This is a genomic window from Streptomyces antibioticus (assembly GCF_002019855.1).
GTDB lineage: Bacteria > Actinomycetota > Actinomycetes > Streptomycetales > Streptomycetaceae > Streptomyces > Streptomyces antibioticus_B.
Map to the genome: position 1 here is coordinate 2,487,447 of NZ_CM007717.1, position 21,238 is coordinate 2,508,684.

Consider the following 21,238-nt stretch of genomic DNA (forward strand, 5'->3'; position numbering starts at 1 on the left):
TCTAGGCCGCCTCGTCCAGTTCGGCGAGGACCGGCTTGCCCTGGTCGGCCAGGTCCCGGCGCGGGCAGGCGCCCCGGCCGAGGATGGCCTGGATCCGGCGGACGCAGGAGCCGCAGTCCGTGCCCGCCTTGCAGGCGGAGGCGATCTGGCGGGGCGTACAGGCGCCGTCCGCCGCGTGCTGCTTGACCTGCTGCTCGGTGACTCCGAAGCAACTGCACACGTACACGCGGTCCACCTCCCGCCGGGATCGATGATGTGGCGCCGTCCCGCTTGATCGGTGAGGCTAACCTAACCTTACCCGGCTTATAGGAACCGCAAAAGTGGAGTGGGGCGCGGATCGTATGTGATCCGCGCCCCACCGTCCGTCTCAGCCGCTGCCGGCCGCCCTCACTGGTCCCGGTACATCTCCGCGACGAGGAACGCCAGGTCCAGGGACTGGCTGCGGTTCAGCCGCGGGTCGCAGGCCGTCTCGTAGCGCTGGTGGAGGTCGTCGACGAAGATCTCGTCGCCGCCGCCCACGCACTCCGTGACGTCGTCGCCGGTCAGCTCGACGTGGATGCCGCCGGGGTGGGTGCCGAGGGCCTTGTGGACCTCGAAGAAGCCCTTGACCTCGTCGAGCACGTCGTCGAAGCGGCGGGTCTTGTGGCCCGAGGCCGCCTCGAAGGTGTTGCCGTGCATCGGGTCGGTGACCCAGGCGACGGTCGCGCCCGAGGCGGTGACCTTCTCCACCAGCTCCGGCAGCTTGTCGCGGACCTTGTCGGCGCCCATCCGGACGATGAAGGTCAGCCGGCCCGGCTCCCGGTCCGGGTCGAGACGCTCGATGTACTGGAGCGCGTCCTCGGCCGTGGTGGTCGGGCCGAGCTTGATGCCGATGGGGTTGCGGATCCGCGAGGCGAACTCGATGTGCGCGTGGTCGAGCTGCCGGGTGCGCTCACCGATCCACACCATGTGGCCCGAGACGTCGTACAGCTCGCCGGTGCGGGAGTCGACCCTGGTCAGCGCCGACTCGTAGTCCAGGAGCAGCGCCTCGTGCGAGGAGTAGAACTCGACCGTCTTGAACTCTTCCGGGTCGGTTCCGCAGGCCCGCATGAAGTGCAGCGCGTTGTCGATCTCGCGGGCGAGCTGCTCGTAGCGCTGGCCGGACGGGGACGACTTCACGAAGTCCTGGTTCCAGGCGTGCACCTGGCGCAGGTCGGCGTAACCGCCGGTGGTGAAGGCGCGCACCAGGTTCAGCGTGGACGCGGAGGCGTGGTACATCCGCTTCAGGCGCTCGGGGTCCGGGATCCGGGCGGCCTCGGTGAAGTCGAAGCCGTTGACCGAGTCGCCCCGGTAGGTCGGCAGCGTCACGCCGTCACGGGTCTCGGTGGGCTTGGAGCGCGGCTTGGAGTACTGCCCGGCGATCCGCCCGACCTTCACGACCGGCACGGAGGCGGCGTACGTCAGCACGGCGCCCATCTGGAGAAGCGTCTTGAGCTTGTTGCGGATGTGGTCGGCCGACACCGCGTCGAACGCCTCGGCGCAGTCGCCGCCCTGGAGGAGGAACGCCTCTCCCTTGGCGACGGCCGCCATCCGGGCACGCAGCTGGTCGCACTCGCCCGCGAAGACGAGCGGCGGATACGACTCCAGCTCCGCAACGACTGCGCGCAGAGCCTCGGGGTCGGGGTACTCGGGCTGCTGCGCCGCGGGCAGGTCTCGCCAGGTGTTGCCGGCGCTCGGGCCGGTCTTAGCGTTCACGGTCACACCCCCACATTACGGGGTCGTGTCGAGTCGTTTTCCCACGGCCCGACAGGTGAGACGCCCTCCCGCTCAGGTGCGCGTGGGGTAGGGTGCGACGCATGTTCGCGCTTTCGACCCTGAACTCCGTTCAGAACTGGTGGTGGACCGCTCATCCGGCGGCCCACTGACTGCGCGTACGTACGACTTCGCGAAGGCCGCCCGAGGGGCGGCCTTCGGTGTTTTCCGGGTCCGTTCCTCATCTCACGCTCCACCAGCGAGAAGGAGACGACCGACCCCATGCACACGACACCCATGCATCTGCTCGACCTGCTCGACGACCCCCGCCCCTTCGCCCTGCTGCGCCGCCGCACGCCGGGCCATGACGAGCACACCGTGGAGCTGCTCCTCGGCCCGGTCGACGAGCGTGAGCGTCTCGCCGAGCTGCCCGACGAGTGCCTCGCGCTGGTCCCGTTCCGGCAGATCCGCGAGCGCGGGTTCGACGTCCGCGACGACGGCACCCCGCTCACCGTCCTGATCCCCGAGGAGCGGTACGGGATCCCGCTCGCCGAGGCGCTGGCGCAGCTCCCCGCGCACGAGGTGCGGGTCGGGGGCGGCGGGTTCGACGTGGACGACGAGGAGTACGGGGAGATCGTCGGCCGGGTGCTGCGGGAGGAGATCGGCGGGGGCGAGGGCGCGAACTTCGTGATCCGGCGGACGTACGAGGGGGAGATCGCCGGGTTCGGGCGGCGCGACGCGCTCGCGCTGTTCCGGCGGCTGCTGGAGGGCGAGCGGGGCGCCTACTGGACGTTCGTGGTGCACACCGGGGAGCGGACGCTGGTCGGGGCGAGCCCGGAGGTGCATGTGCGGATGTCCGGCGGGACGGTCGTGATGAACCCGATCAGCGGGACGTACCGCTATCCGGCCGAGGGGCCCACTCCGGAGCATCTGCTCGGCTTCCTCGCCGACGGCAAGGAGATCGAGGAGCTGTCGATGGTCGTCGACGAGGAGCTGAAGATGATGTGCACGGTCGGCGACATGGGCGGGGTGGTGATCGGGCCCCGGCTGAAGGAGATGGCGCATCTCGCGCACACCGAGTACGAGCTGCGCGGAAAGTCCTCGCTGGATGTGCGGGAGGTGCTGCGGGAGACGCTGTTCGCGGCGACGGTGACCGGTTCGCCGGTGCAGAACGCCTGCCGGGTGATCGAGCGGCACGAGGTGGGCGGGCGCGGCTACTACGCGGGGGCGCTGGCGCTGCTCGGGCGGGACTCGGGCGGGGCGCAGACCCTGGACTCCCCCATCCTGATCAGGACCGCGGACATCGACGCGGGCGGGCGGCTGCGGGTGCCGGTGGGCGCGACGCTGGTGCGCGGCTCGGATCCGGCGGGCGAGGTCGCGGAGACGCACGCGAAGGCGGCGGGTGTGCTGGCGGCGCTGGGGGTGCGGCCGGGCCGGCCGCGGGCGGAGCACACCGGTGCCCGGCTGGCGGACGATCCGCGGGTGCGGGCGGCGCTGGACGGGCGGCGGGCCGCGCTGGCGCCGTTCTGGCTGCGGATGCAGGAGCGGTCCGGCGCGCTGGAGGGGCACGCGCTGGTGGTGGACGCGGAGGACACGTTCACGGCGATGCTCGCGCATCTGCTGCGCTCGGGCGGGCTGGAGGTGACGGTCCGGCGGTACGACGAGCCGGGGCTGCGGGAGGCGGTGCTCGGGCACGAGGGGCCCGTGGTGCTGGGTCCCGGGCCCGGTGACCCCTCGGATCCCGCCGATCCGAAGATGCGGTTCCTGCGGGATCTGACCGGCCGGGTGCTGCGGGAGCACCGGTTCGGGGTGCTCGGTGTCTGCCTGGGGCACGAGCTGATCGCGGCGGAGCTGGGGCTGGACCTGGTCCGCAAGGAGGTGCCGTACCAGGGGGCGCAGACGGTGGTGGATCTGTTCGGGCGGGCGGAGACCGTGGGGTTCTACAACAGCTTCGTGGCGCGGTGCGACGACGGGGCGGCGGCGCGGCTGGCCGGGCTCGGGGTGGAGGTGAGCCGGGCGGCGAACGGGGAGGTGCACGCGCTGCGGGGTCCGGGGCAGCGCGGCGGCACCCCCCGGAACGCGTTCGCCGGGGTGCAGTTCCATCCGGAGTCGGTGCTGACGCTGGACGGGGCGGCGATCGTGCGGGAGCTGGTGGCTCAGGTGCGCGGGACGAGCACGTTCTCGGAGCGGCGGCCGGCGCTGTAGTCGAGGACGTTCTTCACGGTGGCGTCGACGATCTGGCCGACGGCGTCCTCGGTGTAGTACGCCTGGTGGGAGGTGACCAGGACGTTGGGGAAGGTGACGAGGCGGGCCAGGGTGTCGTCCTCGACGGTCTCCAGGGACCGGTCGACGTAGAACAGGCCCGCCTCGGCCTCGTAGACGTCGAGTCCGACGCCGGCGAAGCGGCCCTCGCGCAGTTCGGAGACGAGGGCCGCGGTGTCGATCAGGCCGCCGCGGCTGGAGTTGACGAGGATCGCGTCGTCCTTCATGGCCTTGAGGGCGTCCGCGTCGATGAGGTGCTGGGTCTCGGGCATCAGGGGGACGTGCAGGCTGATCAGGTCGGACTCGGCGAGGAGCTGGTCCTTGCTGACGTACTTCATGCCGAGTTCCATGCAGGCGGGGTTCTCGGCGACGTCCCAGCCGAGCAGCCGCATGCCGAAGCCGTGGGCGATGCGGGCGAACGCCTCGCCGATCTTGCCGGTGCCGAGCACTCCGGCGGTGCGGCCGTGCATGTCGCGGCCCATCAGTCCGTCGAGGCGGAAGTCGAAGTCGCGGGTGCGGGTGGAGGCGCGGACGACCCGGCGGTTGACGGCCATGGCCAGGGTCCAGGCGAACTCGGCGACGGAGTACGGCGAGTAGTACGAGACCCGGGCGACGGTGAGGCCGAGGCGCTCGGCCGCGGCCAGGTCGATGTTGTTGAAGCCGGTGGAGCGCTGGGCGATCAGCCGGGTCCCGCCGGCCGCGAGGATCTCCAGGACGGGGCCGTCGAGGACGGCGTTGACACTGCTGGAGACGGCCTCGTAGCCGGCGGCGATGGGGGCGGTGTCCTCGTTGAGGAAGACGTCCAGGCAGCGGATCTCGTGGTGGCCGGCGAAGGCCCGCTCGATCAGGGGCTTCTCGTCGGCCTGGACGCCGAAGGCCAGGATCTCCATCACCGCTCCCTTTTCATCAGGTTGTGTGCCGAATATACGGCGCGGTGTTCGGGGTCGGCCGAAGAACACCCCCACCTCGGCGTAGAGCTTCGGGTCCACCGTCTTCAGCCGGGTGGTCGCGTCGGCGATCGGCACCCGTCTCACTCGTCGTCGAGACCTCGCTCGATGGCGTAGCGGACCAGCTCGACCCGGTTGTGCAACTGGAGCTTGCCCAGGGTGTTCTGGACGTGGTTCTGCACGGTGCGGTGGGAGATGACCAGCCGCTCGGCGATCTGCTTGTAGCTCAGGCCCTTGGCGACCAGCCGCAGCACCTCGGTCTCCCGGTCGGTCAGCCGGGGCGCGTCCGGCTCGTCGGGACCGGCCGCCGGGCCGGGGTCCGAGGCCAGCCTGCGGTACTCGCCGAGGACCAGTCCGGCCAGGCCCGGGGTGAACACCGGGTCGCCGACGGCCGTACGGCGCACCGCGTCGAGGAGTTCCTCGGTGGACGCCGACTTCAGCAGATAGCCGGTCGCGCCGGACTTCACCGCCTCCAGCACGTCGGCGTGCTCACCGCTGGCGGAGAGCACCAGGACGCGCAGCGCGGGGTTCGCGCCGACGACCTCCTTGCAGACCTGGACGCCCGGCTTGGCGGGCAGGTTGAGGTCCAGCACGAGGACGTCGGGGGTGGTGGCCCGGGCCCGGCGCACGGCCTGCTCGCCGTCGCCCGCGGTGGCGACCACCTCGAAGCCGGAGGCCGCCAGGTCGCGGGCGACCGCGTCGCGCCACATGGGGTGGTCGTCGACCACCATGACCCTGATCGGGTCCCGCAGCTCACTCATCGTCGTTCCGCCTTCCCCCGGGAGACCTTCGGTACCGTCAGCTCGACCTCCGTGCCCTGCCCCGGGACCGAGATCAGCTCGGCGCTGCCGCCGAGATCGCGCAGCCGTCCCCGGATGGAGAGGGCCACGCCCATCCGCCCCTCGCCCTCGGCCTGGGCGAGCCGGCCCTCGGGGATGCCGGGGCCGTCGTCCCGGACGGTGACGATCACCGCGTCGGGTTCGTCCTCGACCAGGATCCAGGCGCGGGCGTCGTCGCCCGCGTGCCGGCGCACATTGTCCAGCGCGGCCCCGACGGCCGCGGCCAGCTCCCGCGCGGCGGCCGGTTCCAGCGGCACCGGGGCGCCCGGTTCGGCGAGGCTGACGCGGGCGGCGGCGTACGGGGCGAGCAGGGTGCGCAGGTCCACGGGGCCGTCGTCGGGGTCGTCGTCCGGTTCGTCGACGGCGATCACGACCGCGCCCTCGGCGGCGTCCCGCGAGACCCGGGAGACCGGCACCAGACCGCCCGAGACCAGGGTGCGCAGCGCGACCTCCTGCTCCCCCGCGAGCCGGCCCAGCTCGGCCGCCTCGCCGCCGAGGACCGCGCCGCGCCGCTGCACCATGGCCAGCACCTGGAGCACACCGTCGTGGATGTCCCGGGCGAGCCGCTCCCGTTCCCGGGTGGCGGCCTCGATCTCCAGGGCGCGGGCCAGGGTGCGTTCGGAGGCGCGGGCGACCTCGACGACGTATCCGATGGCGATGGAGGCGACCCAGACCAGGATGACGTTGTGCACGGTGTCGCGGGCCGGGTGGCCGCGCTCGATCAGGTTGGCGACGGCGACCGGGGTGGAGGCGAACGCGGCCCAGCGCCAGCCGCCCTTGATGGCGAACGCCAGCACCGACCCGGCCGTCCATATCGACGGCAGGGTGGGTCCGCTGTCCTGGATGTGCTGGTCGGTGACGACCAGCGGGGTCAGGACGATGCCGGTCAGCGCGACCACCAGGTCGAGGGCGAGGAAGCGCTTGGTGCAGGCGGCCGCGCTCTGCACCCGGGGCAGGGTGGCGAGCGTCCAGACGAACAGGACGGCGAAGTAGCCGATGGCGAGGCCGGCCCGGTCGTAGTCGCCGTAGGAGAAGGCGAACAGGCCGACCGCGTACAGCATGGTGAGCACCCGGTAGCCGGCCAGGGCGCGCCACAGCGGCACCTCGACCGACATCCTCATGACTCTCTCGCGCCTGGCCATCCGTCCCCCCGGTCGCCCGCCTGTCCGTCCGCCCGCCCCCGGGCTACTGCTCTTGTTCCTTCTTGGCCTGGTCCTTCTCGGCCTGCGCGAGCGCCGCCTTCGCGGCCTTCTCGGCCTCCTTGTCGGCCTTCGCCGCCTCCGCGATCTGCCGCTTGGCGGCGGTCGCGTACATGTCGACGTACTCCTGGCCGGAGAGCTTCATGATCTCGTACATGACCTCGTCGGTCAGCGCGCGCAGCACGAAGCGGTCGTGGTCCATGCCCTGGTAGCGGCTGAAGTCCAGCGGCCGGCCGATGCGGATGCCGGGCCGCATCACCTTGGGCAGGACCTTGCCGGGCGGCTGGATCTTCTCGGTGTCGATCATGGCGACCGGGATCACGGGCGCGCCGGTGGCCAGCGCCACGCGCGCCAGACCGCCGGGCTTGCCGCGGTAGAGCCGGCCGTCCGGGGAGCGGGTGCCCTCCGGGTAGATGCCGAACAGCTCACCGCGCTCCAGGACGTCGATCCCGCTCTTGATGGCGGCCTCGCCCGCGCCGCGCGCGCCGGAGCGGTCCACGGGGAGCTGGCCGACGCCCTTGAAGAAGGCCGCCGTGAGCCGGCCCTTCACCCCGGGCGTGGTGAAGTACTCGGCCTTCGCGATGAAGGTGACCTTGCGGTCCAGGACCGCGGGCAGGAAGAACGAGTCGGAGAAGGACAGGTGGTTGCTCGCCAGGATCGCGGGGCCCTCGGCGGGGATGTTCTCCGCCCCCTCCACCCAGGGTCTGAAGGTGACCTTCAGCGGTCCTCCGATAGCGACCTTCATCGCGCCGTACAACAACCGAGTGCCTCCTGTGTGTGTAGATCAGACCTTAACCCGGAGCGGCGCCGATGAGCCCGACGGGCCTGGTCGGTGTCAGTGCGGTCGCGTACGGTGAATCTCACCGCACCCACTTCTCACGGACGGGAGACCGAAGTGCCGGTCCTTCCTGGAGCCGAGCCGTACCGCCACGAGGGCGGGGAGGTCGGGGTCCTCCTCTGCCACGGATTCACCGGTTCCCCCCAGTCGCTGCGCCCCTGGGCCCGGTATCTGGCCGGGCGCGGTCTGACCGTCTCGCTGCCGCTGCTGCCGGGGCACGGCACCCGCTGGGAGGACATGGCCCTCACCGGCTGGCCCGACTGGTACGCGGAGGTGGACCGGGAGCTGCGCGCCCTGCGCGCCCGCTGCTCGCGGGTCTTCGTGGCCGGGCTGTCGATGGGCGGCGCCCTGGCCCTGCGGCTGGCCGCGAAGCACGGCGAAGGGGTGGAGGGCGTGATCGTCGTCAACCCGGCGAACAAGGTGCACGGACTGTCGGCGTACGCCCTTCCGGTGGCCCGGCATCTCGTCCGGTCCACCAAGGGGATCGTGAGCGACATCGCCGCGCCGGGGCGGGTGGAGACGGGGTACGAGCGGGTGCCGCTGCACGCGGCGCACTCGCTGCGGATCTTCTTCCGGCAGGTGGACGGCGAGCTGCCGCAGGTCACCCAGCCGCTGCTGCTGTTGCGCAGTGTCGAGGACCATGTGGTGCCGGGGGCGGACTCGGCGCGGATCCTGAGCCGGGTGTCGTCCACGGACGTGACCGAGATCCTGCTGGAACAGAGCTACCACGTGGCAACGTTGGACCACGATGCGGACCGGATCTTCGAGGAGAGCTACGCGTTCATCGCCCGGATCGCGCCCAGTGTCGGCAAGGAAGGGACGGCCGTAGGTGGCTGAGCACGACTCCGACCGCGAGGACCGGGAGAACCGGGACGAGCGGGACGGGCGGGACGGTCCGGACGCCCGGGAGGGCCACGGGCCGCAGGAGCAGCACGTCCCCTTCGACGAGGCGGCCGCCTGGGCGGCCATCGTCGAGGGGTACGGCGAGGAGCCGCCGGACCCGCCGGGCGCCAAGCCCTTCCGGTCGGTCGAGGATCTCGCCCTGCTGGAGGTCCCGGCGGGCGACGACACGGCCGGTCCGGCCGCGGACACCGTCGGCGGGGCCGGTCCTGACCCCGCCGGGGAGCCCGACCGGGGTCCGGGTGAGGGCGCGGAGCCGGGCAAGGAGCCGAAGGAGCCCGTCAAGGAGGCCGCCAAGGAGCCCGTCGCGGAGCCTGTCGAGGAGCGGAAACCGGCCAAGCCGCTGGGCGGCTCCATCTCCTTCGCGCCCGGGGTCGGCCCGCGCGACTACACCGCCCCCGACCCGTCCGACGACGACTTCGACGCGGACGACGAGGGCCACTTCGTACCGCCGGAGCCGCCGCCGCTGCCCGAGGCCGACACCACCGCCAAGTTCGCCTGGCTCGGTGTGATCGGCGGTCCCGTCCTGCTGCTGCTCGCGATCCTGCTCGGCTGGGACATGACGTGGTGGCTGACCACGATCTGCATCGGCGGCTTCCTCGGCGGCTTCGCCACGCTGGTGGCGCGGATGGGGCCGGACGACGAGGACGACGACGATCCCGGACGGGGAGCGGTCGTCTAGCGCACGGCTTACGCACGGCTCATGGGGCGGGAACTCTGAGGGCGGCCAGGACCGGGAGATGGTCCGTGGCCGCCCTCAGGTCGTCCTCGGTGACTCCGGGCAGTCCGAGCGGCACCCCGCAGCCCAGCACCTCCACCCCCTTGGTCGCGAAGACGGCGTCGATCCTGCGGTCCGGTGCGGCGGCGGGGAAGGTGTGCTCGGCGCCCCAGGGCGCGACCGTGCGGCAGTCCTGGAGTCCGGCGGCGAGCCGGGTGAAGGTGGCCCCGTCGGGCCGCTCGTTGAGGTCGCCGCCCGCGACCGCGTGCTCCACGCCCATCCCGGCCAGCCGGTCGAGGAGCATCCCGCCCTGCTCCAGGCGCTCCCGGCGCTCCAGGCTCAGATGGCAGCTCAGGACGCCGAGCCGGGTGCCCGCGATCCGGACGACGGCGGTGGCGAATCCGCGCCGGTGCTGTCCCGGGGTGCGGGGCAGCAGCACGTCCTCGGTGCGGATCGCCCCGGCGCGCAGGGAACACAGGATCGCGGGACCGGCCGCGGTGCCGCCGCCGGTGAGGATCACCAGACCGGAGGCGGCGGCGAGCCGGGCGAGTTTCTTGCGCCAGCGGAAGAAGATCGGGGATTCCTGGACGAGGACCAGATCGGGGGCGCAGGCGGTGACGACCCGGGCGACGGCGTCCGGATCGTCGCGCAGCGAGCGGATGTTGTAGCTGAGGACCCGGATGACGGCCGAACCGTCGGGCTCGGTGCGGGAGTTGGGCAGCGGCGAGGTCGTCGGCATGCCGATCAAGATACGCCGCTTGATCCCGTACGTCCGGAAATACGTCCGCAGACACCTCCACAGACACCTCCGGAGAGGCTTCCGGAGACGCTTCCGGAAAAGCCGACGGGGGCCGCACGCGGCCCCCGCTCCACCCCCAGGGCGGTACGACTCTCTACGGTGCGACTACATGATCGGGTCGGGCTCGCGGGCCAGGTCCGCCGCGCCCACCAGGCCCGCCTTGTTGCCGAGCTGGGCGGCGATCACATCGGCCACCGGCCGCCAGTTGCCGCCCACCAGCCAGCGCTTGTAGGACTTGCGGATCGGGTCCAGGACCAGGTCGCCCTCGTCCGAGAGTCCGCCGCCGACGATGAACGCGGACGGGTCGAACAGCGAGGCGAGGTCGGCGAGACCGGCACCGGCCCAGCGGGCCAGCTCGCGGTAGGAGTCGACGGCGACCGGGTCGCCCTGGCGGGCGGCCATCGAGATGTGCTTGCCCTCGATGCCGTCCGGGGTGCCGTCGCCCAGGCCCAGCAGGGCCTCGGCGCGCTCGGGGGTGGCGTTGGCGCGCTGCTTGGCGTAGCGCACGAGGGCGCGGCCGGAGGCGTACTGCTCCCAGCAGCCCTGCGAACCGCAGCCGCACAGCAGGCCGTCCGGCACCATGCGGATGTGGCCGAACTCGGCGGCGACGCCGAAGTGGCCGCGGCGCAGCTTGTTGCCGATGATGATGCCGCCGCCGAGGCCGGTGCCGAGCGTGATGCAGATGACGTTGCGGTGGCCCTTGCCCGCGCCGAACTTGTACTCGCCCCAGGCGGCGGCGTTGGCGTCGTTCTCCACGACGACCGGGAGGCCGACGCGGGCCTCGACCTCCGCCTTGAGCGGTTCGTTGCGCCAGTCGATGTTGGGTGCGAAGTAGACGGTGGAGCGCTGCCGGTTGACGTAACCGGCCGCGCCGATGCCCACACCGACGATGTCGTGGCCCGCTCGCGCCCCCTCCACCGCGGAGGCGATGGCGTCCACGATGGCCTCGGGCGTGGTGGGGGTCGGCACCTTGAAGGTCGAGAGGATGTTGCCTTCCTCGTCGACCACGCCGGCCGCGATCTTCGTGCCGCCGATGTCGACGCCGATGGTGAGTCCCATGAATCCCTCAGTTTCGGTCGAGCCCCGCTACGGCCAACCGTACCCGAGGCCCTGCCGTGGGATTCCCGTCGTCCGCCCAGCGGGCGGTGCCCCGGCCGGTGGAGAGCCGGGGAACGACACGCTCCGGTCAGTCCAGATCGATGCGCTGGCCGGGACCGGACTCGTCGCCCCGGTCGTCCCGCCGGTCGTCGCCGCGCTCGTCGTCCAGGTCGCGGGCGTCGCGCGGGCGCCGCTCGCCGCTGGTCCAGCGGTGCTCCTGCTGCTGGACCGCGGAGCGGTAGGCGGCGAGGAGTTCGCCGCCGGCCGCCGCGAGGTGGTCGAAGACGTCGGGGTTGCGCTCCACGACCGGCTCGACCGCGGCCCTGGCCTGCTGGACGACCTGGCGCACCATCTGCTGGGCGGCCGGCCCCGCGACCGCGCCGAGCAGCGGCGACTGGAGGGTGGAGAGCTTGTCGGTGACCGCGTCGACGAGCTTGCGCAGCTCCTCGGCGGCCGAGCCCTGCGGCCGGTCCTGTCCGGAGCGGCGGCGCTCCTTCTCGCGCGCGAGGTCCTCGGCGCAGGCGGTGGCCCAGGCGTCGTCGTCGGTGGCCCGGGGCTCCGGTGCGACGGTGTCCTCCGTGACGGCCGTCTCCGCGACGGGTGCGTCCGCGGCGGGTGCGTCCGCGGCGGGTGCGTCCGCGGCGGTCTCTTCCGTGACGGCTTCCTGCCCGGTGGTCCCCTGCCCGGCGACCTCGTCCCCGGCGGCGTCGGGCGTCGGACGCTCTTCGCTCATGACGGCCTCCCGGTGCCCCTGCTCCTGCGACGCGGTGCGGCGACCGCCCGACGGCGGCCCGCCCCTACGACGTTACCCGAACGGCGGTACGCGGTTCACCCGCCGCGGGGCCACAGTCCGGGATCCGGCGCGAAGCGGATGCGCAGCTCCCCGTCGCGCAGGGCCGCGCCGTCCACGGCGCACCGGCGCAGCGCGGAGGGCAGCGGGACGATCCGGCGGAAGGGCCCGGCGGTGACGACGAGTTCGTCGCCGCGCCGGACGAGGTCGAGTTCCTCGCGTATGGCGCCGGGCAGCGGCAGATGCCAGACGAGCACCCCGTCCGCCGCCAGCCGGTCGGCGACGGGCCACTCGACCGAGTGGGTCCCGGCGTCGACGGCGGGCACGCCGAGCGCCGTGAGGTCGTCGGCGCCGCGCGGGTCGTGGCCGAGGTGGGCGACGGTGCGGGCCTCGCCCCACTCGGTGAGGGTCTTGCGCTGCTGGGCGGCGAGCCGGCCGAGCGGATGCCCGGGGTCGTCGTCGGCGGTGTCCGGCAGCACCCGGTTGGCGACGAGGGACTCGACGGGCAGCGCGCGCAGGGCGAGGGCGAGCCGGGCGTCCCGGACGGCGTCGGCCCCGGCGGGACCCGGTTCGGCGACGAGCCGTACGGCGGTGTGCCGGTCGGCGAGGACGGTCTGGACGGCGGCCAGCTCCAGGTCCCAGCGCGCGGTGGTCTCGTACAGCCACTCGGCGGGCATGGGGACGCCGGCGAGGCGGCCGAGGACGGGGCGCAGGGCGCGGGCGGCCTGGCGTTCGGGCGGGAGCAGCCGGCGCAGATAGCGGCGCAGTTCCTCGGGCAGGGCGAGCAGGGCTAGGGCCTGCGGGAGCGGCGGCAGGTCGACGACGAGGAGGTCGTGGGTCTCGGCGAGGGCGGCGTCGCGCAGCGCGCGCAGCAGGGTCAGTTCCTCGGCGCCGGGGAGGGGGGTGACCTCCTCGGGGTCGAGCCGGGAGGCGCCGAGCAGGTCGAGGACGCCGGTGGCGCGCTCCTGGAACGAGGCGAGGTCGTCGCGGAATCCGGCGCCCGCGTCGGGCCGCCAGGCGGTGAGCCCCGGGGCGGCCCGGACCGGCTCGCGGCCGGTCGGTACGCCCAGCGCGGCGCCGAGGCTGTCGGTGCGGTCGGCACTGAGGACGAGGGTCCGGGTGCCGGCCGCCGCGGCGCGCTGTGCGGTGGCGGCGGCGACGGTCGTCCGTCCGCTGCCGCCGGGGCCGGTGATCAGGAGGGTGCGCATGGGGGTGAACCGTACCGTCGGCGGGGTCTCGCGAAGGGCCGCGGACTAGAGGTCCTTCGACTCCACGCGCTTCTTCAGTCCGGCCAGCGCCCGGTCGATGATGACCTTCTCGGCCTTGCGCTTGATCATGCCGAGCATGGGGATCTTGACGTCGACGGTGAGCTGGTAGGTGACCTCGGTGGCGCCCGCGCCGGCCGGCTTGAGGAGGTAGGAGCCGTCGAGCTGGCGGAGCATCTGGGACTTCACCAGGGTCCAGGACACCTCGTGTTCGCCGGTCCAGGTGTAGCCGAGGACCTGGTCGTCCTTGATGGCGCCGGCGTCCATGACCAGCCGGACCTGTTCGGCGCGGCCCTGGTCGTCCTTCTTGAGGACCTCGGCCTGCTTCACCTCTCCGGTCCAGTCGGGGTAGCGGACGAAGTCGGCGATGACCGCCATGACGTCGGCCGGTGCCGCCTCGATCGTGATGCTCGAGCTGGTGTGTTCCGCCATCGCCGTGGCTCCTCCGGATGCTGGCCGGTCAAGACCGGGAGAGAGGTCACCGTGCGCGCCCTGGGAGCGCACGTGTGTGCAGCGTGAAGGCTACCGCGCGCCCGGCCGGCCGCCTTCACCGGTCGCCGCGGGCGTCACCACTCCAGCGCCCACGGCGTGCCGCTGCTCGCGAAGTGCCCGACGTTGACGCACTCGGTCGCGCCGATCCGCATCCGCCGGGCGAGCGGCTGGTGGACGTGGCCGAAGAGGGAGTAGCGGGGGCGGGTGCGGTGGATGGCGTCCAGGAGGGCGCGGCTGCCGCGCTCGAAGCGGCGGGCGACGGTGTCGTAGACGAGTTCGGGGACCTCGGGCGGGATGTGGGTGCAGAGCACGTCGACCTCGCCGAGGGCCTCGATCTTGGCGGCGTACTCCTCGTCGCCGATCTCGTAGGGCGTGCGCATGGGGGTGCGCAGGCCGCCGCCGACGAAGCCGAAGACCCAGCCGCCGATCTCGGCGCGCCCGCCGTCCAGGACGGTGGTGCCGGCCTCGGCGAACTCGCTCCACAGGTGCGGCATGTCGACATTGCCGTAGGTGGCGTACGTCGGGGTGGGGAACGCCGGGAACATCTCGGCGTACTGCTTGCGCACGGCCCGCTCGATGACGGCCGCCCGGTCGCCTTCGACGCCGCCCCAGAGGCGGGCGCCCAGTTCACGGGCCTCCTCGAAGCGGCGGGCGGTGCGCAGCTCCACCAGCCGGTCCGCGTTCTCGACGCCGAAGAGGTCGGGGAAGATCCCGCGGGAGTGGTCGGCGTAGTCGAGGAAGAGGACGAGGTCGCCCAGGCAGATCAACGCGTCGGCGCCCTCCCCCGCCCGGGCCAGGTCACGGGCGTTGCCGTGCACATCGCTCACCACGTGCACGCGGTTCCGGCGGTTTCCGGACGGTGTGGATGACATGTCGATCAAGCGTAGGCGTGTGTGGCACACGTGAACAGTGGCGGCGGGAATAGCGGTTACTGGCCAGTCAGTAAAGGGGTGGACTACTGTGCGCAAGGAAATATCAGTCCGTGTGACGCAGCGAACATCTCGTCGGGCCCCCTGTCGAAGACGCCATACCGGCGGGTAACGTCCGGGCAGTCCAGTTGTGCTCAGGATTTCAACGACCGAAATGTCTGAGCACGTCCGAGCCGTGGACCGCACCGTCGCATCACACAACGTCGTGGCGCCGGCGCCCTATGAGGAGCAGCAGTCTTGCGCGAGTTCAGCCTTCCGGCTTTGTACGAGGTCCCCGCGGACGGCAATCTGACCGACATCGTCCGCAGAAACGCCGCGCAGCATCCCGACGTCGCCGTCATCGCGCGCAAGGCGGGCGGGGCCTGGCAGGACGTGACCGCGACCGCCTTCCTGGCCGAGGTGCACGCCGCCGCCAAAGGTCTGATCGCCTCCGGGGTCCAGCCGGGCGACCGGGTCGGGCTGATGTCGCGCACCCGGTACGAGTGGACGCTGCTCGACTTCGCGATCTGGTGCGCGGGCGCGGTCACCGTGCCGGTGTACGAGACCAGCTCGCCGGAGCAGGTGCAGTGGATCCTCTCGGACTCGGGCGCGACCGCGGTCGTGGTGGAGCTGGACGCCCACGCGGCGGCCGTCGAGTCGGTGCGCGACACCCTGCCCGCGCTGAAGCACGTCTGGCAGATCGAGGCCGGCGGCGTGGAGGAGCTGGGGCGGCTCGGCAAGGACGTCTCCGACGCCACGGTCGAGGAGCGCAGCTCGCTCGCCAAGGCCGACGACCCGGCGACCATCGTCTACACGTCCGGGACGACCGGCCGGCCCAAGGGCTGTGTGCTCACCCACCGCAGCTTCTTCGCCGAGTGCGGGAACATCGTGGAGCGGCTGCGCCCGCTGTTCCGCACCGGTGAGTGCAGCGTGCTGCTCTTCCTGCCGCTGGCGCACGTCTTCGGCCGGCTGGTGCAGATCGCCCCGATGATGGCGCCGATCAAGCTGGGCACGGTCCCGGACATCAAGAACCTCACGGACGAGCTGGCGTCCTTCCGGCCGACGCTGATCCTCGGCGTGCCGCGGGTCTTCGAGAAGGTCTACAACTCGGCGCGGGCCAAGGCGCAGGCCGACGGCAAGGGCGCGATCTTCGACAAGGCGGCGGACACCGCGATCGCGTACAGCCGGGCGCTGGACCTGCCGTCGGGTCCGTCCCTCGGTCTGAAGCTCAAGCACAAGGTCTTCGACCGGCTGGTCTACGGCAAGCTGCGCGCGGTGCTGGGCGGCCGCGGCGAGTTCGCGATCTCGGGCGGGGCCCCGCTGGGTGAGCGCCTGGGCCACTTCTTCCGCGGTATCGGCTTCACGGTCCTGGAGGGCTACGGCCTGACGGAGTCCTGTGCGGCGACCGCGTTCAACCCGTGGGACCGGCAGAAGATCGGGACGGTCGGGCAGCCGCTGCCGGGCTCGGTGGTGCGGATCGCCGACGACGGCGAGGTGCTGCTGCACGGCGAGCACTTGTTCAAGGAGTACTGGAACAACCCGGGCGCGACCGCCGAGGCGCTGGCCGACGGCTGGTTCCACACGGGGGACATCGGCACCCTGGACGAGGACGGTTATCTGCGGATCACCGGCCGCAAGAAGGAGATCATCGTCACCGCGGGCGGCAAGAACGTCGCCCCTGCGGTCATAGAGGACCGCATCCGGGCGCACGCGCTGGTCGCGGAGTGCATGGTGGTGGGCGACGGGCGGCCGTTCGTGGGCGCGCTGGTCACCATCGACGAGGAGTTCCTGGGCCGTTGGGCCGCCGACCACGGCAAGCCGGCGGATTCCACGGCGGCTTCGCTGCGGGACGACGCGGATCTGGTGGCGGCCGTCCAGTCGGCGATCGACGACGGCAACGCGGCGGTGTCGAAGGCGGAGTCGGTGCGCAAGTTCCGTATCCTGTCCGCCCAGTTCACGGAGGACTCGGGTCATCTGACGCCGTCGCTGAAGCTCAAGCGCAACGTGGTGGCGAAGGATTACGCGGCGGAGATCGAGGCGCTGTACGCCAAGTAGCCCTTCCTACGGCCGAGTCGGCGCGGGTCCTCCTCGACGGGGGCCCGCGCCTTCTGCGTCACAGCAGGGCTTTCAGCCGGTCGGCGAGCAGGTCCCAGCGCCACTTCTCCTCGACCCAGCGACGGCCCCGCTCCCCCATCCTGCGGCGCAGTTCGGCGTCGCCGAGGAGGACGGTGATCCGCTCGGCGGCGTCCGCCGGGGAGCCGCCCGGCACGACCCAGCCCGTCTCCCCGTCGAGCACGGCGTCGGGCGCGCCCCCGGAGTCCCCGGCGACCACCGGGAGGCCGGTCGCCGACGCCTCCAGGTAGACGATCCCGAGCCCCTCGACGTCCAGGCCGCCGCGCCGGGTCCGGCAGGGCATCGCGAAGACGTCCCCGGCGCCGTAGTGCGCGGGCAGTTCGGCCCAGGGCACGGCGCCGGTGAACCGCACGGAGGCGGCCACGCCGGTCTCCTCGGCGAGCCTGCGCAGGTCGTTCTCGTACGGCCCGCCGCCGACGATCAGCAGGACGGCGTCCGGTTCCGCGGCCAGGATGCGGGGCATCGCGCGGATCAGCGTGTCCTGGCCCTTGCGCGGCACGAGCCGCGAGACGCACACGACCACCGGCCGGTCGGTCAGCCCGAGCCTGGCCCGCACCTCGTCGCCGCCCGACCCCGGGTGGAAGGTCTTCTCGTCGACGCCGGGCGGCAGTTGGACCATCCGTCCGGCCGCCTCGGCGCTCAGCGCGGTGGCGATCCGGGAGCGGGTGTACTCGCCGAGGTAGGTGAGCGTGTCCGTGCCCTCCCCGATCCGCCCGAGGAGCTGCCGGGCCGCGGGGAGTTGGGCCCACCCGGCCTCGTGCCCGTGCGTGGTCCCCACCAGCCGCTCGGCACCGGCCCTGCGCAGCGCGGGCGCCATCAGCCCGAGCGGCGCGGCCGCCCCGAACCACACCGACGTGCACCCGTGCTCCCGCAGCAGCCCGACGGCCCGCCGGGTCGCCCCGGGCGTCGGCAGCAGCATCGTCGTGGAGTCCCGTACGACGGTGAAGGGCTGCTCGGCGTCGAAGGCGGCCGTCGCCTCGACACCGTCCCGCGACCGCTTCCAGGTCGAGGCGTAGACGACGAGCCGGTCCGGGTCGAGCCGCAGCGCCATGTTGTGCAGGAACGCCTGGATACCACCGGGCCGGGGCGGGAAGTCGTTGGTCACGATCAGGGTCTTGTGCATCGCGGACGACCTTATCCCCGTCCCGTCGGGTCAGCTCACTCCCGTCGGCACGGGCGCCGGCTGCGTCTCCTCGTGCCAGGTGCGCCGTAGGACCACGCTCAGGGCCGCGCACTGGACGGCCATCCCGAGGGCCAGGGCCAGGCACACCCCCGGCAGGCCGAGGCCCGACAGGGCGACGGCGAGGGGGAGTTGGACGGCCGTGCCGAGGGCGGTCACCCGGAGCAGCACGGGGGCTCCGCCGCTGCCCTCGAAGACGCCGCCGAGGGCGATGCAGCCGGCCGTCAGCAGCAGGTACGGGCCGACGCAGCGCAGGAACAGCACGCCCTCGTGGGCCACGGCCGGGCCCGCGCCGAAGGCCGCCATGATCCAGGGGGCCGTGGCGGCCAGCAGCAGGCCGGCGGCGAGTCCCAGCGCGCCGGACAGGAGCACGGCCTGCCGGGCGATCGCCCGCCGTTCCTGCCGGCCCTCGCCGCGGGTGTGCGCGGTGTGGATGGCGGCGGCCTGGCGTACCGCGTAGAAGGCCATGGTCGCCACGTAGAGCGCCTTGTAGGCGATCGCGTACGCCGCCACCGCCGTCACCCCCAGCCGCGCCACGACGGCCACCAGGGCAAGCGCCCCGGCCTGCCGGACGGTGAAGTCGGCGGACATGGGCAGACCGGTCGTCAGGGTCCGCCGCAGGGCGGCGACGGTGCCCGAGGCGGGCCGGGTGGCGGCCGAGCGCAGCAGGGCGTTGCGGCGCAGCGCCAGCAGGCCCGCCGCCAGGGCCACGCCCCGGCACAGCACGGTGCAGAGGGCGGCGCCCCGAACGCCGTAGAGGTGGATGAGGAAGGGGTCGCAGACCAGGATCAGGCCGCTCGACAGGAGGGCGAGGCGCAGCGGGGTGCGGGTGTCGCCGGTGCCCTTGAGGATGCCGTCGACGAGCTGCTGGGCGAAGAAGACGGCGATGCCGGGCAGCGCGACGGCGAAGTAGGAGACCGCGAGCGGCACCGCGGGACCCCCGGCGCCGCCCAGGACGAGCCGGGCGAGCGGCTCGCGCAGCGCGTAGCCTCCCACCGCGACCACCGGGGTCACCGCGAGGCACAGCGCCCAGCCGCCCCGTACGGCCGAGCGCACGGCGGCGGGGTCCCGGGCGCCCCGGGCGTGCGCGACGAGCACGGTCGTGCCGGAGGCGAAGACGAGGGCGACGCCGAGCAGCACGTTCTCGGTGGTGGTGGCGACCGCGACGGCGGCGACCGCCGGACCGCCGAGCCGGGAGACCCACACGGTGTTGACGATCCCGGCGGCGACCGGGGCGAGCAGCGAGAAGTAGACGGGGTGGGCGAGCGCGACGAGCTGCCGCCGGTGACGGTCCATGACGAGAGTCCCCCTCTTTTCGAGCTACCTCGAATCGAGGTAGCTCGAAAAGAGGTAGCATGGGGCACGTCACGACCGCAAGGGACGACCCGGAGCCCCCCCCAGCCCCGAAGACCAGGAGAACCATGCTGGAGCTGTCGATCCTCGGATTCCTCGCCGAGGAGCCTCTGCACGGCTACGAGCTGAAGGAACGCATCACCGCCCTGACCGGCCATGTCCGCCCGGTCAGCGACGGCGCGCTCTACCCGGCCATCGCCCGCCTGGTCGCCGCGGGCGCGCTCGACCAGCGCACCGAGGACGGCGTGAGCGCCGCCCCGCGCAGGGTGCTGTCCCTCACCGACCGGGGCCGCGCCACCCTCCTGGAGCGGCTCCGGCACCCCAAGCCGGCCGAGATCAGCGACCACGTCCGCTTCAACACGGTCCTGGCGTTCCTGCGGTATCTGCCGGACCCCGCCGAGCAGGCGGCCGTCCTGCGCCGCCGGCTGGAGTTCCTGGAGACCCCGACCAGCTTCTTCTACGACGACGGCAGGCCCGTGCGGGCGGAGGACGCCGGGGACCTGTTCCGGCAGGGCGTCCTGCGGGTCGCCCGGGCCACCGGCGAGGCGGAACGGACCTGGCTGCGCGAGGCCCTGGAGACGCTGGCTCAGCGGAGCTGAGCGACCAGATACTCCCGCCAGCTCGCCGTGAAGTCCGCCTCCGAGACGCCCAGCACGCTCTCCAGCGCCCCCTCGACCGCCCCCGGCCGCGTCCCGTGCGCCCCCACGGCCCGGTAGAACGCGTCCAGCTTCACCTCGCCCCACCGCTCGGCGATCAGCCGGCAGGCCAGCCAGCCGCCCTCGTACGCCCGGGCCAGCCGGCCCCCGTCACCGGAGAACCCGAAGTCCTCGTCGGTGGGCAGCTCCTCCGGCAGCTCCCCCCGGGCGACCGCGCTCCCCAGCTCGGGGGCGGCCTCGCGCGGGGTGCGGCCGGTCTCGCGGTAGCCGACCCAGTCGGCGTACCCCTCGGACAGCCACAGCGGGGTGGCCGCGTTGGTGTGGGCGCGGGTGGCGACATGGGTGGTCTCGTGGGTCAGCACGACCTGCCGTCCGAGGTGCCCGAGCATGGCGTAGGCGTCGGGATTGACCACGATCCGGTCCGCTGGCGCCTTCGCCCCGCCGCCGGTCTCCCCGGTGGTGACGGCCGCGATCCCCCGGTAGGAGGAGGCGGGCGAGCCCAGCAGCCCCGCCATGTCGTCGAGCGACTTCGGCACCAGCACGACGACCCGCCCCGCCCAGCCGGTGCCCCAGGCCGCCGACACCGCCGGGACCGCGCCGTCCGCGAGGTCCGCGAACTCCCGCAGCCGCTGTCGGCTCTGCCCGGCGCCCAGGACCAGACTGTGCGCGCCGCGCACCGCGCTCACCGCGCCCTGGTCCCACAGTTGCTCGGCGGCCTTCGGCGCGGGCCTTTCGGAGGCCACCGTCCACCGTCCGTCCCCGGACCGGACGAGCCGCAGGGTGCGGGCGGTGGTCACTGGAGCCTTGTCGTGGCCCTCGACGCGGTAGCTCAGCTCGGCGTCGGCGGTCGCCGTGTCGCCGTCCCGGCGCACCTCGGTCACCCGGTACGACCAGGCGGCCAGCGGCACGGCCCGCAGCCGGGCGTAGGAGGGGGCGCCGCCGGTGGCCGCGTACGCGCGGGCGTCCTGGGCGAGGACGGCCGCCGCCCGCCGGTCCAGCACCCGCTGCACCTCGGAGCGCACGCCGTCCTGCGGGGCCCGGCCGCCGCAGGCCACCAGGGAGACGAGCAGCAGACAGAGCGCCACCACCCCGGATCCGCGCGCCCGCCCGTGACCAGCCATCCTCCCGAT

At 73.0% G+C, this 21,238-nt stretch carries 21 protein-coding genes; 6 read left to right on the top strand and 15 right to left on the bottom strand.

The features are described 5' to 3' along the window. Position 1: 1 nt before the first annotated feature. Together AFM16_RS11095 and AFM16_RS11100 are read right to left on the bottom strand one after the other, a co-directional pair. Positions 2–235 carry a (2Fe-2S)-binding protein gene (locus AFM16_RS11095; protein ID WP_037876430.1) on the bottom strand — a complete coding sequence of 78 codons (234 nt, stop codon included), beginning with the start codon at positions 233–235 and terminating at the stop codon, positions 2–4. Between the two features lie 152 nt (positions 236–387). Next, entirely contained in the window at positions 388–1,740 is a 1,353-nt protein-coding gene (locus AFM16_RS11100; RefSeq protein ID WP_030794671.1) for a class II 3-deoxy-7-phosphoheptulonate synthase, read from the bottom strand. 95 nt (positions 1,741–1,835) lie between these two features. On the opposite strand from AFM16_RS11100, the gene AFM16_RS40635 reads away from it, so the two are divergent. Beyond that, complete coding sequence (locus AFM16_RS40635; protein WP_107419267.1) at positions 1,836–1,904, top strand: trp operon leader peptide; 69 nt, start codon at positions 1,836–1,838, stop codon at positions 1,902–1,904. Between the two features lie 124 nt (positions 1,905–2,028). After that, positions 2,029–3,936, top strand: a complete 1,908-nt coding sequence (locus AFM16_RS11105; protein ID WP_078633191.1) for an anthranilate synthase family protein — start codon at positions 2,029–2,031, stop codon at positions 3,934–3,936. Here AFM16_RS11105 and AFM16_RS11110 read toward each other — a convergent pair. The 4 genes from AFM16_RS11110 to AFM16_RS11125 all read right to left on the bottom strand — a co-directional run bounded on the left by AFM16_RS11110 (position 3,888) and on the right by AFM16_RS11125 (position 7,723). Next, on the bottom strand, positions 3,888–4,883 hold the full coding sequence (locus AFM16_RS11110; RefSeq protein WP_030794666.1) for a 2-hydroxyacid dehydrogenase: 996 nt from the start codon (positions 4,881–4,883) through the stop codon (positions 3,888–3,890). The genes AFM16_RS11105 and AFM16_RS11110 overlap by 49 nt on opposite strands. A 140-nt stretch (positions 4,884–5,023) precedes the next feature. Then, positions 5,024–5,701 (bottom strand): response regulator, encoded by a 678-nt coding sequence (locus tag AFM16_RS11115; RefSeq protein WP_030794663.1) that lies wholly within the window; start codon positions 5,699–5,701, stop codon positions 5,024–5,026. Continuing rightward, on the bottom strand, positions 5,698–6,921 hold the full coding sequence (gene macS, locus AFM16_RS11120) for a MacS family sensor histidine kinase (RefSeq protein ID WP_030794661.1): 1,224 nt from the start codon (positions 6,919–6,921) through the stop codon (positions 5,698–5,700). Before macS ends, AFM16_RS11115 begins: the two co-directional genes overlap by 4 nt. A gap of 43 nt (positions 6,922–6,964) precedes the next feature. After that, positions 6,965–7,723: a lysophospholipid acyltransferase family protein gene (locus AFM16_RS11125; protein ID WP_030794658.1), complete on the bottom strand. Its 759-nt coding sequence runs from the start codon at positions 7,721–7,723 to the stop codon at positions 6,965–6,967. 150 nt (positions 7,724–7,873) lie between these two features. Between AFM16_RS11125 and AFM16_RS11130 the strand changes: the two genes are divergently transcribed. Together AFM16_RS11130 and AFM16_RS11135 are read left to right on the top strand one after the other, a co-directional pair. Then, on the top strand, positions 7,874–8,653 hold the full coding sequence (locus tag AFM16_RS11130) for an alpha/beta hydrolase (protein ID WP_030794655.1): 780 nt from the start codon (positions 7,874–7,876) through the stop codon (positions 8,651–8,653). Beyond that, complete coding sequence (locus AFM16_RS11135) at positions 8,646–9,398, top strand: hypothetical protein (RefSeq protein ID WP_078633192.1); 753 nt, start codon at positions 8,646–8,648, stop codon at positions 9,396–9,398. The genes AFM16_RS11130 and AFM16_RS11135 overlap by 8 nt, the downstream gene beginning before the upstream one ends. Positions 9,399–9,417: 19 nt before the next feature. Here the strand turns inward: AFM16_RS11135 and AFM16_RS11140 are convergent, their stop codons facing one another. The 6 genes from AFM16_RS11140 to AFM16_RS11165 all read right to left on the bottom strand — a co-directional run bounded on the left by AFM16_RS11140 (position 9,418) and on the right by AFM16_RS11165 (position 14,708). Beyond that, positions 9,418–10,173 carry an endonuclease/exonuclease/phosphatase family protein gene (locus AFM16_RS11140; protein WP_078633193.1) on the bottom strand — a complete coding sequence of 252 codons (756 nt, stop codon included), beginning with the start codon at positions 10,171–10,173 and terminating at the stop codon, positions 9,418–9,420. Between the two features lie 165 nt (positions 10,174–10,338). Beyond that, the gene (locus AFM16_RS11145; protein WP_030794647.1) at positions 10,339–11,292 is read right to left on the bottom strand and encodes an ROK family glucokinase; all 954 of its coding nucleotides are present in this window, start codon (positions 11,290–11,292) and stop codon (positions 10,339–10,341) included. 127 nt (positions 11,293–11,419) lie between these two features. Then, positions 11,420–12,064 carry a DUF5304 domain-containing protein gene (locus AFM16_RS11150; protein WP_078633194.1) on the bottom strand — a complete coding sequence of 215 codons (645 nt, stop codon included), beginning with the start codon at positions 12,062–12,064 and terminating at the stop codon, positions 11,420–11,422. A gap of 95 nt (positions 12,065–12,159) precedes the next feature. Then, positions 12,160–13,329 (bottom strand): ArsA family ATPase, encoded by a 1,170-nt coding sequence (locus AFM16_RS11155; protein WP_030794641.1) that lies wholly within the window; start codon positions 13,327–13,329, stop codon positions 12,160–12,162. A gap of 45 nt (positions 13,330–13,374) precedes the next feature. After that, positions 13,375–13,818, bottom strand: a complete 444-nt coding sequence (locus AFM16_RS11160; RefSeq protein WP_030794639.1) for an SRPBCC family protein — start codon at positions 13,816–13,818, stop codon at positions 13,375–13,377. Between the two features lie 134 nt (positions 13,819–13,952). Continuing rightward, a complete protein-coding gene (locus tag AFM16_RS11165) occupies positions 13,953–14,708 on the bottom strand; it encodes a metallophosphoesterase family protein (RefSeq protein WP_030794637.1) in 756 nt (251 codons plus the stop codon). A 336-nt stretch (positions 14,709–15,044) separates the two neighbouring features. Between AFM16_RS11165 and AFM16_RS11170 the strand changes: the two genes are divergently transcribed. After that, a complete protein-coding gene (locus tag AFM16_RS11170) occupies positions 15,045–16,841 on the top strand; it encodes an AMP-dependent synthetase/ligase (protein WP_030794634.1) in 1,797 nt (598 codons plus the stop codon). Positions 16,842–16,899: 58 nt separating this feature from the next. On the opposite strand, the gene AFM16_RS11175 is transcribed toward AFM16_RS11170, so the two are convergent. Together AFM16_RS11175 and AFM16_RS11180 are read right to left on the bottom strand one after the other, a co-directional pair. Next, complete coding sequence (locus tag AFM16_RS11175; RefSeq protein ID WP_078633195.1) at positions 16,900–18,042, bottom strand: glycosyltransferase family 4 protein; 1,143 nt, start codon at positions 18,040–18,042, stop codon at positions 16,900–16,902. Between the two features lie 30 nt (positions 18,043–18,072). Then, positions 18,073–19,395, bottom strand: a complete 1,323-nt coding sequence (locus AFM16_RS11180; RefSeq protein ID WP_078633196.1) for an MATE family efflux transporter — start codon at positions 19,393–19,395, stop codon at positions 18,073–18,075. Between the two features lie 125 nt (positions 19,396–19,520). Between AFM16_RS11180 and AFM16_RS11185 the strand changes: the two genes are divergently transcribed. Then, positions 19,521–20,051, top strand: coding sequence for a PadR family transcriptional regulator (locus AFM16_RS11185; protein WP_078633197.1), 531 nt, complete (start codon positions 19,521–19,523; stop codon positions 20,049–20,051). Here AFM16_RS11185 and AFM16_RS11190 read toward each other — a convergent pair. Next, positions 20,039–21,229: a hypothetical protein gene (locus AFM16_RS11190; RefSeq protein ID WP_078633198.1), complete on the bottom strand. Its 1,191-nt coding sequence runs from the start codon at positions 21,227–21,229 to the stop codon at positions 20,039–20,041. The two genes, AFM16_RS11185 and AFM16_RS11190, sit on opposite strands and share 13 nt — an antisense overlap. Positions 21,230–21,238: the final 9 nt, after the last annotated feature.